Here is a 15,517-nt window from a genome sequence, read left to right as displayed (position 1 = left end):
TCCGCCTCTGGACACGCTCGCCGCGGACGCCCTAAGCTCGACGACGCACCGGGACGCGCCCGGGAAGCCCGAGCGGAAGGAGCCGAAGACATGAACACGGTCTTTGTCGCGCTTTCCGCCGACCACCTTCCCCTCGAGGCCACCCGCTCCTGATCCTGGCGTGGCCTCCCCTCCTGGAGCCACACTTGTCTGATCCCTCCGCTTCCTCGGAAGCCGCGTCGTTCGACGCCTCCTCCTTCGAAATCCTCGAAACCGAACTCTCCTTCGCCGACGTCGACCCCGGTGAGGGCCAGCGCTGGTCCACGTGGCCGGCGATCACCCCGTCCGAGCGCGGGCCCGAGCCGTGGCCCGCGTGGGTGGTGACCTCGGCCGGTGCGCTCGACACCGAACGGGGCGTCCTCAAGACCGGCAAAGAGGCCGACGTGTTCCTGATCGAGCGCGCCGTGCCCGGTGATCCGGCGCAGCACACCCTGCTCGCCGCGAAGCGCTATCGCAGCGCCGAGCACCGCAGCTTCCACCGTTCCTCGACGTACACGGAGGGGCGCAGCACCCGGAACACCCGTGACACCCGCGCCCTCGCCAAGAAGTCGAGCCACGGTCGCGACGTCGCAGCCGCGCAGTGGTCCTTCGCCGAGTTCGAGGCGCTGTGCCGGATGTGGGAGCTCGGCGCGCCGGTGCCGTACCCCGTGCAGGTGAACGGCACCGAGGTGCTGATGGAGTTCCTCGGCGACGCCGACGGCACGGCCGCACCCCGGCTCGCCCAGTCACGCGGCGACCGTGCCGCGCTTCAGGAGTGTTACGCGCAGGTCGTCGATCTGATGCGGATCTTCGCCGCAGCCGGCTTCGCCCACGGCGACCTCTCCGCATACAACCTGCTCGTGCATGAGGGCCGGGTGCGGGTGATCGACCTGCCGCAGATCGTCGACGTCATCGCGAACCCGCAGGGACTCGACCTGCTGCATCGCGATTGCGTGAACATCTGCGACTGGTTCACCCGACGCCGCGTCGACGCCGACCCCGAGGAACTGTTCGCCGAGCTGCTCGCGGCGCTCTACTGAGAGTCAGACGCCACGCGGGCGGCCAGCAGCGTCACGAGCTCGTACACCACATGGCTCGCGGCGATGCCGGTCATCTGCGCGTGGTCGTAGGCGGGCGACACTTCGACCACGTCCGCGCCGACGATGTTCTGCGACGTCAGGGCACGCAGGATCCGCAGCAGCTCCCGGCTCGTGAGCCCCCCGGCCTCGGGCGTACCGGTGCCGGGCGCGTGGGCGGGGTCGAGCACGTCGATGTCGATCGACACGTAGAGCGGCTTGTCACCGATGCGCTGGAGGATGCGGGCGATGCCGGCCTCGACGCCGTGCTCCTCGATGTATTCGCTCGACACGATCGAGAAGCCCAGGCGCTCGTCGTCCTCCAGATCCTGCTTCGAGTACAGGGGGCCTCGCGTGCCGACGTGACAGCTGGCGGTGAGGTCGATCAGTCCCTCCTCGCTCGCGCGGCGGAAGGGGGTGCCGTGGGTGACGGGTGCCCCGAAGTAGGTGTCCCACGTGTCGAGGTGCGCGTCGAAGTGCAGCACGGCGACGGGGCCGTGCTTCGCGGCGACCGCGCGCAGCAGGGGCAGCGCGACGGTGTGGTCCCCGCCGATCGTGACGATGCGCTGCACCTGCTCGCCGAGAGCCAGGGCCGCGCGCTCGACCTCGGTCACGGCTTCCGTGAGGTCGAAGGGGTTGACCGGGATGTCACCCGCATCCACGACCTGTGCGATCGCGAACGGCGACACGTCCTGCGCGGGGTTGTACGGCCGCAGCAGTCGCGAGGACTCGCGCACGTGCGACGGACCGAACCGCGTGCCCGGTCGGTAGCTGACGCCCGAGTCGAACGGGATGCCCACGACCGCGATGTCGGCGCGCGGCACATCTTCGATCCGCGGCAGCCGCGCGAAGGTGGCGATACCGGAGTAGCGGGGGTTCACGGACGCGTCGATGGGGCCCACGTTCTCGGTCATGGCTCGTTCCTGTTCGTCGGGGAGGTCAAGAGAGGGAGGTCACGAAGTTCAGAGGGCGCTCTGCGGGAGGTGCACCAGCTGCACGCCGCCCTCGGCGATCGCGGCCCGGATGCTCGAGGCGATGTCCTCGCGGCGCTCCACCCGGCGCCCGGTCGCGCCGAAGGCCGTGGCGAGCGCCGCCCAGTCGGGCTGCACCAGATCGACGCCGATGGGGGTCATGCCCCGATCGACCTCGTTCTGACGGATCTCGGCGTACCCGCCGTTGTCGACGCACACGATCGTGACGTCGAGACGCTGCTCGACCGCGGTGACCAGCTCGTTCACGCAGAACATCAGCGCGCCGTCGCCGATCACCGTGACGACCGGATGCTCCGTCTGCGCGACTCTGGCGCCGATCGCCGCCGGGAGGCCGTAGCCGAGCGTCGCATAGGTGGGCGTGTAGAGCAGCGAGTGCGGATGGGCCGACTGCAGCACGCTGCCGAGGGCCAGATAGACGATCTGGGACGAGTCGCCCGCGACGATCGCATCCTCGGGAAGGGCATCCGCGATGATCTCGGCCAGGGCGACCGCCTCGGGCGCGGTCTCGCGCATCTCGGCGGCGATCGCGCTCCGCTCGGCGGTGAGGTCGCGCGGCGGGCGGGTTTCGTGCGGGACGACGGCCAGCAGCGCCTCCACGACGGCAGCCGCGTCGCCCGTGATGCCCACCGTCGCGGCGAGGTTCTTATCGTGCTGCGTCGGCGAGATGTCGACACGGATCACGGATCCGCGGGCTTCGAGCCGCGGCGCCCACAGCTCGGCCTCACCGAGCTTCGAGCCGACGACGAGCAACACGTCGGCATCCTCCGCGACGGCGCGGGCCGCGGCGAGGCGCAGATTCGAGCCGAGCGAGAGCGCGTGCTGCTCATCGACCACGCCCTTGCCGTTCAGGGTGGTGAGCACCGGAGCGCCGAGTCGCTCGGCGAGGGTCGTGACCTCGTGCGCAGCATCCACCGCTCCCCCACCGGCGACGATCACCGGGGCCTTCGCGGCGACGAGCAGACGTGCCGCCTCGGCGAGCGCTGCCGGCTCCCCGGACGCGCGGGCCGGGACCGGACGAGGCCGGCGCGCCTCGGCGGAGACGTCGGCCGGCGCCTCCAGCACGTCGAGGGGGATCTCGATGTGCACGGGCCGGGGACGCCCGGTGCGGAACAGGGCGAACGCGTCGTGCACCGCATCCACCGCCTCGGCGGCACTGGTCACCCGACGCGACCACTCGGCGATCGCGCCGACCATGGCCGTGGCATCCTTCGTCTCATGGAGCGTGCCGACGTCGGCGAACTCGGCGCCGAGCGGCACTCCCGGGGAGAGGACGATGAGGGGTCGCGATTCGCAGAACGCGGTGCCGATCGCGCTCATGGCATTCTGCAGGCCGGGACCGGACGTGGTGATGACCACGCCGGGGAGTCCGGTCTGCTGTGCCCAGCCGTCGGCCCCGTAGCCGGAGCCCTGCTCGTGACGGTTCGTGACGGCACGGATCCCGAGCTCGGCGAGCGGCCGGTACAGCTCGAGATTGTGGGTGCCGGGGATGCCGAAGATCGCGGTCACACCGTAGGCGCGGATCGTCTCCAGGACCGCCCGGCCCGCGGTGTCGGCGTACTGCTCGGCCGTCGTGGTGTCGGAGTTCATCGGATCATCCTCACACCCGATGACGACGAACGCCGTCGACCCAGGTCTCGCGCACGGTGATCGCCGAGATCTCCTCGGCCGGAACGGACAGCGGATCGCCGGACAGCACCGCGAAGTCGGCGTACTTCCCGACTTCGAGGGAGCCCAGATCGTCGTCGCGGCCGATCGACGCGGCGCCCTCGATCGTGTGGGCGCGCAGGGCGGCGAGCGCGGAGATCCGCAGGTCATCCGGTCCGAGGGTGTGTCCGCGCCGGGTGACGCGGGTGACGGCGGTCTGGATGGCCTCGAGCGGGATCGGCTCCGCGACCGGCGCATCCGAGGAGATCGTGATCGGCACGCCGGCCCGTTCGAACTCCCCGAGCGGGTTGAAGCGCTCACCCGGGGTGCCGATCGCCTCCTCGACGCCCTCGCCCCAGTTGAAGTAGTGCTGCGTCTGGTTGACCGGACGGATGCCCGAGGCCGCCATCCGCGCGATCTGCTCGGGAGTCGGCAGACCGCAGTGCTCGATGCGGTGCCGGGCATCGGCATCCGGATGCTCGGCGAGCGCGGACTCGATCGCCGACACGACCATCTCGATCGCGGTGGGTGACTGCGCGTGCGTGGCCGTCTGCAGGCCCGCGGCGTGCGCCTTGCGGATGAGCCCGGCGTACTCGGCAGGCTCGTGGTACAACTGCCCGGTGCGGCAGGGGTCACCCACGTAGCCATCCGGGAAGTACGCGGTCCAGCCGCCCAGCGTCCCGTCGGCGTAGAACTTGATGCCCGCGAAGCTCAGGTGCGCGTTGCCGAACTGACCGACGAGCCCCATCTCGAGCGCCTCATCGAGCAGGTGCGACAGCAGGTACATCGACACCCGCAGTTCGAGGCGCCCGGCCTCGGCGAGACGCAGGTACATGTCGAACTCGCGGCGCGTGACCTGGCAGTCGCCGATCGAGGTGACACCGCCGGCGAGGAAGCGCTGCGTCGCGGCATCCAGCTGGCGCAGGTGCTCCTCCGGCTCATCCGCGAGGTGGAAGTTCGGACCGTGGTGGCCGATCTTCACGCCGTGCACGCCCGTGAGGATGTTGCAGGCGGCGTCCGACAGCTCACCCGTCAGCTCGCCCTCCGCATCGCGGAAGAATTCGCCGCCGTCGGGGTTCGGGGTGTCCCGGTCCACGCCGCCCGCCTGCAGGGTGTACGAGTTCACGACGCCGCCGTGGCCGGACGCATTCATGAGATACACCTCGCGATCGCTCGCGACCTCATCGAGCTCGAAGCGGGTGGGATGCCGCTTCTCCGCCAGGTTGCGCTGCTCGTAGCCGTAGCCGCGCACCGGCCGTCCGGCGGGCAGGTCGGCGGCCACCGCCTTCAGCAGTGCCACGATCTCGGGGATGCTGCCGGCCTTCTCGGGTCCGCAGTCGACCCAGGTCATCATCTGCCCGAACATGAGCGGATGCGCGTGGGCGTCGACGAACCCGGGGACCACGACCGCGTCACCGAGGTCGATGCGCTCCGGGGAGAGCCCCGCCCGTTCGACCGCCGCCTCGCACTCCGCGGGGGTGCCGATCGCGAGGATCCGTCCCCGGTCGGTCAGCATGGCCGTGGCCGTGGTGGCTGCGGCATCCGCGGTGTGGATCGCCTGCGCCGTCAGGAGGGCGGGTGTCTCCTGCGCGGAGCGGTCGAAGGGGGTGAGCTTTCTCATGGCAGCCTGTTCGCGGTCGTGTCGGTGCGGGCGGTGAAGGAGGCGGTGACGGGGGCCTCGTCGGAGTGCTGCGGCGCGAGACGCGTGCAGACACCGGCGATGAGAGCCATACCGATGAACATCGCGATGACCGACCAGATGCTGCCCGTCCAGGCGATGAGCTGGGTCGCGAACCACGGGGAGAACCCGGCCCAGACCGCCGCGCCGACGCCGTAGGACAGCGCGATCGAGGTGTAGCGGGCCTGCGGACGGAACATCTGCGAGAGCAGCGCGGCGATCGGCGCGTAGGTGGCGCTCATCGCGATGCGCACCAGGGAGGCGAACAGGAAGATGAGCGGTTCGACTCGGCCGGGCAGGATCAGCAGGAACGGCACGAAGGTGAGCACCGAGGTGAGCAGGCCGAGGTACATGACGTTCTTCCGGCCCCACTTGTCGCCCAGCCAGGCGACGGGAAGCGTCACCACGAACTCCACGAAGGAGGCGATGGTCATGGCATCGAGGATGACCTGCTCGCTGATCGCGACCGTGTCGCCGGTGGCGTACGCCGTGGCGAAGGTGGTGGCCAGGTAGTAGCCGCCGGTCGAGATGGGCAGGATGCCGATGCCGAGGAGGATCGGACGCCAGTTGGTGCGCAGCGCGAAGGCGAGCGGCATCGACTGCTTACGGCCCTCGATCTTCGCCTCGAAGACCGGGGACTCCTCGACGCGGTAGCGCACCCAGAACCCGACGCCGACCAGCACGATCGAGAGCAGGAAGGGGATGCGCCATCCGCCGTTGATGATGAAGTCGTCGCCCATGCGCGTCATGACGGCGAAGATTCCCGACGCCAGCAGCGCACCGGCCGGGTTGCCGAGCTGCGTGAAGCCGCCGTAGAAGGTCTTGGACTTCTCGGGGGCGTGCTCGACGCTCATGAGCACCGCGCCGCCCCACTCGCCGCCGACCGCGAGGCCCTGCACCGCACGGAGCAGGATCAGGAGGATCGGGGCGAGGATGCCGATGTTCTCGTAGGTCGGCAGGCAGCCCACGAGCACCGTGGCCGCGCCCATCATCAGCAGCGTGATGACGAGCGACACCCGGCGTCCGAGCTTGTCGCCGATGTGGCCGAAGATGATGCCGCCGAGGGGGCGGACGAGGAAGGCGACCGCGAAGGTCGCGAAGGCCGCTGCGGTCTCGGCGAGTCGGTCGCCGCTCGGGAAGAAGAGGGGACCGAAGACGAGCGCCGCGGCGGTCGCGTAGACGTAGAAGTCGTACCACTCGATCGTGGTGCCGACGAAAGCGGCGATGCCGGCGCGTCGTGCCCGGCTGTGGGTACCGGTGCTGGGTGTGGAGGTCATGAGGGTGCCCGCTCCTTTGCGGAAGATGTCGGATAGCGAAGGATGCTACGGACGTGCGGAGCCGTCGGCAAGGTCAGAACTCCAGCGAGAATGAGCATTCACTGGATTTCTGATTATGAAACCATGCAATGCTTCCCTTCACGACGGCACAAGCGCTTCTAGACTGAACAAGCGCGCGACGATCCGTGCGTTCGCGGGAATCTGACGAATCGAGGGCGACCATGGATTTCGACGCCGAACTCATCCGCGCGCTGCAGGAAGACGGTCGTGCCAGCATCCTCTCACTCGCCGAGAGGCTCGGACAGTCACGGGCGGCGGTCGCGGCGCGGTTGCGGACGATGCTCGCCGACCGCACGGTCCGGGTCGTCGCGGCCGTCGATCCGGTCTTCCTCGGGCAGCACGTGCTCGCCCACGTCTCCCTCCGCACCGACGGCACGGTCGAACACGTCGCCGAGCACCTGCGCGATATGAGCGAGACCGTGCTGGTCTCGGCGGTCGGGGGCTCGCACGACGTGGTCACCGAAGTGCGCGTCGGGTCGATGTCGGAGCTGCACGATCTGCTCGCGCTCATCCGTGCGATCGACGGCGTGCACGATATCAGCACCATCATCTACTCGACCGTGATCAAGGGCTTCTTCGTCTCCGAGTACCACGGTGACGTCACCCTCGACATGATCGACGAAGCCCTGATCGAGCGACTCCAGGCGGACGGACGGGAGAGTTTCCGCGCCCTGGGTGAGGAGGTGCGCCTCTCCCCCTCGGCCGTCGCCACCCGGGTGCAGCGACTGATCGACGCTGGGGTCATCAAGATCAGCGCGGTCGAGGCACGCGGGCTCGCGCATCGGCAGCTGTCGATGGGAGTCGGGATGACGCTCGGAGACGACGACGGGGCCGTGATCGACGAGCTCCGGCGCGGACGCGGGGTGGACTTCGCCGCACGAACGCTCGGGCGGTTCGATGCGGTCGCGACGCTGGTCGAGCCCTCGGCCGGTGCACTGTATGCGAGCCTCGAACGCCTGCGCGCTCTGCCCGGCGTCACCCGGATCGAAGCCTGGCTCCACCTGGCGGTCCTGAAGGAGGACTACGCCCGCACGCTCCGCCCCCTCCGTACGGATTGAGCCCCCTCCGCGCGGCCCCCGCACCGGTGCGGGCTCGAAAACGCGCCGCTGCGGGCCGTCGGAGGCGCACTTCTGATCCCGCACCGGGCGTGTCGACGCGGCGCGCCGTCACCGGACGTTCACCGGAGGCCGCCAGACTTCCCCCATGAGCGAACCCGAATCTCGCCCTGGCGTCCCCGAGCCCGCAGCGACCGCCAACAGTGGTGCCGTCGCCGTCGTCGGCCTCGATCTGCGCGGCGAGACCCCCGCCCCCAGAAAGCAGGTCTACTCGTGGGCGCTGTGGGACTGGGCGACGCAACCGTTCAACACCGTCATCCTGACGTTCGTCTTCACCGCGCTCTACCTGGTCAGCGAGTCCTTCCTCCCCGCCGACATCGCGGCTCTGAGCGAAGACGATCCGGCCCGGCTCGCGGCGGAGGCTGACCTCGCATCCGGGCTCGGCCTCGGATCCACCATCGCCGCCTTCGGCATCCTGCTCCTCGCGCCGGTGCTCGGACAGCGTGCCGATGCCGCGGGTCGGCAGAAGCTCTGGCTCGGGATCGGCACCGGCGCCCTGATCCTGTGCATGCTGGGACTGTGGTTCGTGGAGCCGGCCCCGAGTCTGTTCTGGCTGGGCGTCGCGCTCATCTCCGCGGCGACCGTGTTCCAGGAGATCGCGGCGGTGAACTCCAACGCGATGCTCATCGGCATCGCCACCCCACGGAACGTCGGCCGCATCTCGGGTCTCGGATGGGGCTTCGGCTATCTCGGCGGCATCATCGCACTGGTGATCGTCGTGGTGCTGGACACCTTCGACTGGTTCGGGATGTCCACCGACGACGGACTCGCCTACCGGTTGATCGCGGTCGGCTGCGCGGTATGGGCGATCATCTTCAGCATCCCGATCTTCCTCAATGTGCCGGAGCCCTCGCTCGGACGCCCGGAGCGCAAGGTCGGCTTCTTCGCCTCCTACCCCCTCCTGGTCAAGGACGTCGCCGGGCTCTACCGCAACGAGGAGACCCGGCCCACCTTCTGGTATCTGCTGGCGAGCGCGGTGTTCCGTGACGGACTCGGCGGTGTCTTCGCCTTCGGTGCGATCATCGGGACCGCAGTCTTCAACTTCGGCACGCAGGACATCATCATCTTCGGCATCGCGGCGAACCTGATCGCCGGAGTCTCGACCATCGCCGCCGGACGACTCGACGATCGACTCGGACCGAAGCGGATCATCCTCGCCTCGATCGGCTCGATGATCGTCGCGGGCCTCGCGGTGTTCTTCCTGAGGGACGCCGGGTCGATGGTGTTCTGGGTCGGCGGCCTCATCCTGTGCGCATTCGTCGGGCCGGCTCAGGCAGCGGCCCGGTCGTTCCTGGCCAGGGTCACCCCGGCCGGCCGCGAGGGCGAGATCTTCGGCCTGTACGCCACGACGGGCCGCGCGGCGAGCTGGATGGCCTCCGGCGCCTGGACCCTGCTGATCGTGCTGACGAGTCAGACCGCCTTCGGCATCCTGGGCATCGTGATCGTGCTGCTCGCCGGCTTCCTCCTGCTGCTGCCGGTGAAAGCGCCGCGCTGAGTTTCAGCGGTGCGGAGCGCTCCCCGTCCACAACTCCTCAAGAACTTGGCGATAAGGCACCCTCGCGCCCCAATCTGCGGCGTATCACCGAAATTCTCCTGAGTTGTGAACGCCCATCGCGGGAGTACCCTGACCGCGTGACGGTGATCCTCGCCTTCCTGGCCAACATCCTCGTCGCGGTGGCGAAGTCCGTCGCGGCGATCATCACTTCGTCGGCGTCGATGGTCGCTGAGGCGGCGCACTCGTGGGCGGATGCCGGGAACGAGGTGTTCCTCCTCATCGCCGACCGCCGCGGGGCGAAGGCGAAAGACGCCCGGCACCCACTCGGTTACGGGCGCAACGCGTTCGTCTGGTCACTGATCGCCGCGTTCGGGATCTTCACGGCCGGGTCGATCGTGTCGATCATGCACGGCATCCAGGAGTTGTCCGACACCGGACCCGTGGAGAGCCCCGTGGTGGCCTACGTCGTGCTGGGTATCTCGTTCGTGTTCGAGGGTGCGTCGTTCACGCAGGCGATGGTGAAGTCCCGGCGTCTTGCGAAGGAACGCGGCTCCTCGACCTGGGACTTCGTACTGGAGACGAGCGACACCACACTCCGCGCCGTGTTCTTCGAGGATTCCGCTGCGCTCATCGGCCTCGCCCTGGCAGGTGGGGCGATCCTGCTTCACCAGATCACCGGTGTCGCCGCCTGGGACGCCATCGGATCCATCCTGGTCGGCATGCTCCTCGGCGTGGTCGCGATAGTCCTGATCCGGCGGAACATCGCGTTCCTCGTGGGTGCGACAGCGTCACCGGAGCTGAGGGCGCGCGTCGGGCGCGCGCTGCTCGACCTGCCCGAGGTCGAGCGGGTCACCTATCTGCACATCGAGTACGTGGGACCGAACCGGCTCTTCATCGTCGCCGAAGTCGACCTGGCCGGCGATGCGCGCGAGCACGACGTGGCCCGGCAGCTGCGCGACCTGGAACAGCGGATCGAGGAGCACGATGCCGTCGAAACCGCGGTGCTCTCCCTCTCCGTCGACGACGAACCCTCGGTGGGGTTCGCGTCAGCCTGACGAGGAGCCCCGCGCCGAGGTCGCACAGGGGAATGCGGTGGCTGACTGGACCGCGACCCGAGCGCGTTCCCGTCAGCCACCGCACGGGCGACGTAGGGATGTCTACCCGGAGGTATCCCAGGGAGGGGATACCGAGCCTGTGTGCTCTTCTGGGGTGGAGAGGCACAGGCGGCGCCTCTCTGATGGGGACCAGAGAGGCTGGCTTCTCGTCAATTCCCACGTATTCGAGAAGCCGTCGATTCCGAGGCCTGCTGGCGTTAGCCGGCGTCTCGGTTGTCTGAGGGTGATGGGGAATCGGCCAGGTGCGCTTCGATCACGACGTTCTGTGTGGAGGCCGTGCTCTGCGGGTTTTGCAGACACGTGATCACCACGAGACGGCCGGGTTCAGTCGCCCAGACATCGGCCTGGGCGGGGAGGTCGGATTTGTCGACGGCGAAGGCGCTGTCAACGACGTACTCCACACCATCGACGATGATCGATTCTCCGTTGTCGATCGCCGGGCGGGCGTTGTCGACGTCGATCAGGTAGTTCCCGGGCCCGACGCCGCCGCCACGGAGGGAGTGTGTGACGACGTACACGGTGCCGGTGGATGCGTGCGCAACATCAACCCCGCGATTGGCGACGCGGTACACGGACGTGAATCCCGGCGGCGTGACGCTGCCGCCGACCTCGTTCAGCTGCCCGAGGGGCACGTCAAGACCGGCCGACGGAACCATGAACCTGGCGCCCGTGTCGGCAATGGGATGGCTCTGCACTGAGTCAAGGCTCGCAGCGCCGTCATCGTCGAGCTGAACAGTGTTCCCGTTGAGGTCTCGTACCGGTGCCGCCGACATCGACGGAACCGCGGCGAACCCGACAGCGCCCGCACCGATTGCCAAGGCGAGGGCCGCAGCGAATCCGGACCACGCTACGCGCTTCAGAGTCTTCTTCTGCATGATTCCTTCTTCTCAGATTGATGCGGGCGGAGGACCGCAGCACCATGGGTCGCTGCGGTCCTCCGGATTCGTCAGGCCTTCTTGTTCAGAGCGCGCAGTGCGAGTGCGCCGAACCCTGCCATGAGCAGGGCCGCGCCACCGGCGATACCGAACCACAGCGTGGGAGCCACGTCACCCTCGCTGATGACCTTTCCCCCCGTGTGGACCGACGGACCGGCCGCGGGTGCGGCGTTCCCGCCGTTGTCCGCGTTCCCCCCGTTGTCGGTGTTGCCCCCGTTGTCGGTGTTGCCCCCGTTGTCGGTGTTGCCCCCGTTGTCGGTGTTCCCCCCGTTGTCGGTGTTGCCACCGTTGTCGGTGTTGCCACCGTTGTCGGTGTTGTCCGCGGCGACGACCGGGATCAAGAGGTGGGCGTTGGGGTCAGCGCTTCCGACATAGCTGTAGTTGACGGTGTCGACACCGCCTTGGAACTGGCCGGTCTCCGGGTCGAAGGAGACGGTTGCCGGGTCGGCGCCGAACAGGTTGCCAGACGAGCTGGCACCGTAAAGGGCGTCGAGCGTCGAGCCGGCTGCGTCATCCGCGACAGTGACCGAGAAGCTGATCTGGTCTGCTTCGCCGTTGCCGAGCGCTCCACCTGCCTGCGATCCGCTCCAGTTCAATGTCGTACCGTCGATCGTCGCGGCACCCCTGGAAGCCTGGACAGATCCCTCGACGAGCGTCGCGTGGTCGAGGACACTACTGAGGTCGGCCTTGACGTCCGCCGTACGCGTGTTGAGATTCTGGTTCTTCGCGGTGATCGTGTAGTTCACCACGTCGCCCGGTGCGACCGACTCACCCGGAGCGATGTCGGAGGTGAGGCTGACGTTGAGCGCGTAGTCCATCTTGTAGTTGAACTGAAGCGGAGCGCTCGTCGATACGCCGGAGTCGACGATGCTGGCGGTGACGGTGGAGCGCTCTACGACGACATCGCCGTCCGTCGCCTTGAGTCGATCCGGACGCAGCCCCGTGACCATGCCCTGCGTCGCTTCGCCTACCAGTGTGGCGGACGCGTGCGCCGGCAAGGAGACTGTCCACTCGCGGGTCGAGGACGTAGCCTCACCCGTTGTAGATTCCAGGGTCGCCCCCTGGGAGCTGCTCAGCGTCCAGTCAGTGCTTGCGGCATACGCGAGAGAGGTTCCCTGTGCCGCGTCGAGGTCGACCTCGACGTCCTGGGCCGCGTCGGTGTTGTTGGTCACAGTGATGGTCGCGTCGCTCTGCTGCCCTTGCTGCAGAAAGTCTGACCCGACCGACGTCGCGACGGTGAGGTCGTCAACGGTCGCGGCGCTGGCGGGCACGGCAAGCAGGGCACTGCCCGCAGCGATCGCGCACGTGGCAAGCGTTCCGGCGAACACACGCCGTCGGGCCGCTCGATTGGTTGTGGTGGAAGGCACTGGAGATCTCCTCGGGTTGTCTCGGGTGATGTGGATATCGCGCTGGCACCCGACGGTCTTCACGTCGACGGCGTGCGCTCACGGGAACGATGTTTCGCTGGTTTATCGACGCCACGTAGGGGTAGCCGCCGATTCACGTAGCGAGTTCGGAGAATCAGGTGCGGTACGCGAACGCACAGCGGAAAGGGCTCCGAAGACACGTGTCGATTCAGAAAAGCTCGACGACGTCGCGGAAAGGGCGGCCAGAAGCAGAGAGCGATTGAGTAGGCTCAAGGGCGTGAACGAAGGTGCACCTGCGGACGGGTTCGTCCGATCGGTTCTCGACATCGTCGCCGCCGGTGTCGAGGTGCGCCTCATCGGCCAACCCCTGTCGGGAAAATCGGCGACAGTTCGTCGGCTAGAGATCCTCGCCGGAGAACGCGGCCTCCAGACGACGACGGTTCGCGGCATCGCCCCCCTGCGATCACTGCCCTACGGCGCATTGACGGCCGCAGGAATCGGCCTCGGTTCCGGCGGATCCGCGACGTTTCCTGACGCGCTTTCAGACTTGTCGGGCGCGAATCGACTGCTGATGGTCGACGATGTCGACCTCATCGATGATCTGTCCCTGGGTGCAGTGCTCGCAGCGGCACAACGCTCCGGGCGCCCGCTGGTGACGACCAGCCGCAGAGCCGGCGTCTTCGATGGAGCTCGACCATCGACGATCGTCAATGTCCCCGCCGCGACCTACGTTGACACGCTCGCTCTCGTCGGCGCAGAGCTGGGCGGGCAAGTAGCACCGAGCACCGTCCGCCGCGTGCATGGCAAGTCTGGTGGTTTGCGCGGGCTCGCCGTACATCTTGTGAAGATCGCACGACTCGAAGGCACCATTCGCTCGATAGATGGCGTGTGGACCGCGACCGACCGCCTCTGGACACCCTCGATGCAAGGACTCGTGACTCCCTACCTCGACGGCCTGTCGACTTCTCATATCGCCGCTCTGCGCGAACTCATCTCGGTCCAACCACCGTATGTCCTGGGCGCGAGGGAGGCAGTCGGCGACGATACATACACCTGGTTGCGTGATGAAGGCCGGCTTCGCGAGTTCACCATCGCCGGCTCGAGGATGTTCACAGTCTTCCCGTCGCTCCTCGCCGAGCACTTCCGCTCCACAGCCCAGGGGGTGGAGGAAAGACTGGGTTACACGGACGTCGCGACGCTGTCGAATTTCGCACAGATGGACTGGCGTCGCGAGATCGACAACGTTGCCAGACAAGTCGACCAGCCCGCGTCACCCGCCACGATCATCCGCACGCTGCGGATGGCCATCGCGACCGGCGCGGACATCGACCCCGCGACGTTCACGCACACACTCGCGGGCACGAGCCCGGAAGATGCTTCCGCGGCGCTGTGGGAGGCGTTTCTCTGGATCGTTCGCGGCGATGAGGCCCGCGCCGACGAAACGTTCGCACGCACCCTCGCAGCACACCCGCACCTCGCCGGATTCACGGACTCCGCGCGCGCGCACGCCGCCTTCGCCCTCCACTCGGACGCGGGCGCCGCAGACGACGCACCCCCGGTCGGCGGCCACGACCTCAACGACGACGGATGGGCGATCGTCCGCGCCGAGACCGCATTGGCCGCCGGGCGGATCGCCGACGCGCGTGTAGCGCTCGACCATCTCTCCGGCTCAGGCTCCGCGTACTTCTCGTCTTTCGGCGATGCCCTCACCTGCCTGTCACTCCTGATCGAGGGTCAGCTGGAGGAAGCCGCGAGCAGGTCGCTCTCCGCGATCGAAGTGGCCATCGAGCAGTACAACCTCGAATCCATCAGCATGTACGGCTACACAGCGGCGATCAGCTTGTACACCGCGGGACGGGACGACGAACTCCTGGCGGTCCTCGACCTGCTGCTTTCGATCGTCGTCCGCACCCCGAGCATGCATGGCAGCTACACGCAGGGGATCCTCGGTTGTGCCGCAAGTCAATCCAGCGATGACCGCCTCGACGCGTCCGCCGAGGGGCTTGCCACCCAGATGTCCATCGTCAGCGAACGCCCCGGGGCCTGGCCGTTCGCTTCACGCGCATTCGCTCTCGGAGTGGTCCGCAATACAGCCATCGACTTCGGGCCCGCACGGGAAGAAGCGGAACACCACCTCGACAGCGGGCTTATCACCAGTGGCCTCGTGCACGAAGCGATCATCGGGTGGCTGCAGCCTGCCCTCGTTGATACCACGCGGGTGCGCAACGCGGTGGATCAGACCGACTCGCCACTGCTGCGAGCCCTGGGCGGGCTGGCGCTCGCGGCAGCAGCCAGAGACGAGCCCGAATTGACCAGACTCGCCGACGAGCTCGCCGTCCTCGGAGCTCATCGCGCCGCACTCGGTGCTCGTATCGCGATAGCCGCAGGCGCTGATACGGAGCTCCAGCCGGCGCGTGCATTCGGCGCACTGTCATGGGCATTGCAGAAGGGACTCTCGCCAGGGCTCATCAAGCGCGTGATCCCTATGCAGTGGATCTTCACCGAACGCGAGATCGACATCGTTCCCCTCGCGAGCGCGGGATGGACCACCAAAGACATCGCCTCGCACCTCGCCATCAGCAGCCGCACCGTCGAGGGCCACCTCAGCGCGGTCTACCGGAAGCTCGGCATCGCTTCACGCGCCGAGCTGCCACCGTGCGCACTCTTCGACTGATCTCCCGAGAAGATTCCGGTCAGAGGCCATGCGCCACGACGAGATGGCAGCGACAGCTTCCCGCGCCTGAC

Annotated in this window: 11 protein-coding genes; 5 read left to right on the top strand and 6 right to left on the bottom strand. The window is 68.0% G+C overall.

The genetic code is table 11. The annotated features are described in order from the left end of the window. Positions 1–185: 185 nt before the first annotated feature. Positions 186–1,058 (top strand): serine protein kinase RIO, encoded by an 873-nt coding sequence (locus LVJ59_RS17225; protein WP_232763936.1) that lies wholly within the window; start codon positions 186–188, stop codon positions 1,056–1,058. On the opposite strand, the gene speB is transcribed toward LVJ59_RS17225, so the two are convergent. From speB to LVJ59_RS17205, 4 genes are read right to left on the bottom strand one after another with little or no spacing between them, the layout of a single operon-like run. Further along, positions 1,052–2,008 (bottom strand): agmatinase, encoded by a 957-nt coding sequence (speB, locus tag LVJ59_RS17220; RefSeq protein WP_232763935.1) that lies wholly within the window; start codon positions 2,006–2,008, stop codon positions 1,052–1,054. The two genes, LVJ59_RS17225 and speB, sit on opposite strands and share 7 nt — an antisense overlap. Positions 2,009–2,056: 48 nt before the next feature. Then, positions 2,057–3,673, bottom strand: a complete 1,617-nt coding sequence (locus tag LVJ59_RS17215; RefSeq protein WP_232763934.1) for a thiamine pyrophosphate-binding protein — start codon at positions 3,671–3,673, stop codon at positions 2,057–2,059. Positions 3,674–3,683: 10 nt separating this feature from the next. Then, a complete protein-coding gene (locus LVJ59_RS17210) occupies positions 3,684–5,351 on the bottom strand; it encodes an amidohydrolase (protein WP_232763933.1) in 1,668 nt (555 codons plus the stop codon). Next, complete coding sequence (locus LVJ59_RS17205) at positions 5,348–6,685, bottom strand: MFS transporter (RefSeq protein ID WP_232763932.1); 1,338 nt, start codon at positions 6,683–6,685, stop codon at positions 5,348–5,350. The genes LVJ59_RS17210 and LVJ59_RS17205 overlap by 4 nt, the downstream gene beginning before the upstream one ends. A 221-nt stretch (positions 6,686–6,906) precedes the next feature. On the opposite strand from LVJ59_RS17205, the gene LVJ59_RS17200 reads away from it, so the two are divergent. The 3 genes from LVJ59_RS17200 to LVJ59_RS17190 all read left to right on the top strand — a co-directional run bounded on the left by LVJ59_RS17200 (position 6,907) and on the right by LVJ59_RS17190 (position 10,410). Beyond that, the gene (locus LVJ59_RS17200; protein ID WP_153243084.1) at positions 6,907–7,803 is read left to right on the top strand and encodes an Lrp/AsnC family transcriptional regulator; all 897 of its coding nucleotides are present in this window, start codon (positions 6,907–6,909) and stop codon (positions 7,801–7,803) included. Positions 7,804–7,948: 145 nt separating this feature from the next. Beyond that, positions 7,949–9,355 (top strand): MFS transporter, encoded by a 1,407-nt coding sequence (locus LVJ59_RS17195; protein WP_134352448.1) that lies wholly within the window; start codon positions 7,949–7,951, stop codon positions 9,353–9,355. Positions 9,356–9,492: 137 nt separating this feature from the next. After that, positions 9,493–10,410: a cation diffusion facilitator family transporter gene (locus LVJ59_RS17190; RefSeq protein ID WP_232763931.1), complete on the top strand. Its 918-nt coding sequence runs from the start codon at positions 9,493–9,495 to the stop codon at positions 10,408–10,410. A gap of 257 nt (positions 10,411–10,667) precedes the next feature. Here LVJ59_RS17190 and LVJ59_RS17185 read toward each other — a convergent pair whose 3' ends face one another. After that, positions 10,668–11,345 (bottom strand): class F sortase, encoded by a 678-nt coding sequence (locus tag LVJ59_RS17185; protein ID WP_232763930.1) that lies wholly within the window; start codon positions 11,343–11,345, stop codon positions 10,668–10,670. A gap of 71 nt (positions 11,346–11,416) precedes the next feature. Next, positions 11,417–12,772, bottom strand: coding sequence for a hypothetical protein (locus LVJ59_RS17180; RefSeq protein ID WP_232763929.1), 1,356 nt, complete (start codon positions 12,770–12,772; stop codon positions 11,417–11,419). Positions 12,773–13,049: 277 nt separating this feature from the next. On the opposite strand from LVJ59_RS17180, the gene LVJ59_RS18145 reads away from it, so the two are divergent. Further along, positions 13,050–15,446, top strand: coding sequence for a helix-turn-helix transcriptional regulator (locus tag LVJ59_RS18145; protein WP_232763928.1), 2,397 nt, complete (start codon positions 13,050–13,052; stop codon positions 15,444–15,446). The last annotated feature ends 71 nt before the right edge of the window (positions 15,447–15,517 follow it).

Source organism: Microbacterium sp. KKR3/1 (genome assembly GCF_021272365.1).
In the GTDB taxonomy this organism is placed as follows: domain Bacteria; phylum Actinomycetota; class Actinomycetes; order Actinomycetales; family Microbacteriaceae; genus Microbacterium; species Microbacterium aurugineum.
Note: the sequence above shows the minus strand (reverse complement) of the source record. Positions and strands in the feature narration are given on the sequence as shown.

Coding starts and splice junctions, on each gene's coding strand:
- speB (WP_232763935.1), bottom strand. CDS start 2,008: ATGACCGAGAACGTGGGCCCCATCGACGCGTCCGTGAACCCCCGCTAC.
- LVJ59_RS17215 (WP_232763934.1), bottom strand. CDS start 3,673: ATGAACTCCGACACCACGACGGCCGAGCAGTACGCCGACACCGCGGGC.
- LVJ59_RS17210 (WP_232763933.1), bottom strand. CDS start 5,351: ATGAGAAAGCTCACCCCCTTCGACCGCTCCGCGCAGGAGACACCCGCC.
- LVJ59_RS17205 (WP_232763932.1), bottom strand. CDS start 6,685: ATGACCTCCACACCCAGCACCGGTACCCACAGCCGGGCACGACGCGCC.
- LVJ59_RS17200 (WP_153243084.1), top strand. CDS start 6,907: ATGGATTTCGACGCCGAACTCATCCGCGCGCTGCAGGAAGACGGTCGT.
- LVJ59_RS17195 (WP_134352448.1), top strand. CDS start 7,949: ATGAGCGAACCCGAATCTCGCCCTGGCGTCCCCGAGCCCGCAGCGACC.
- LVJ59_RS17185 (WP_232763930.1), bottom strand. CDS start 11,345: ATGCAGAAGAAGACTCTGAAGCGCGTAGCGTGGTCCGGATTCGCTGCG.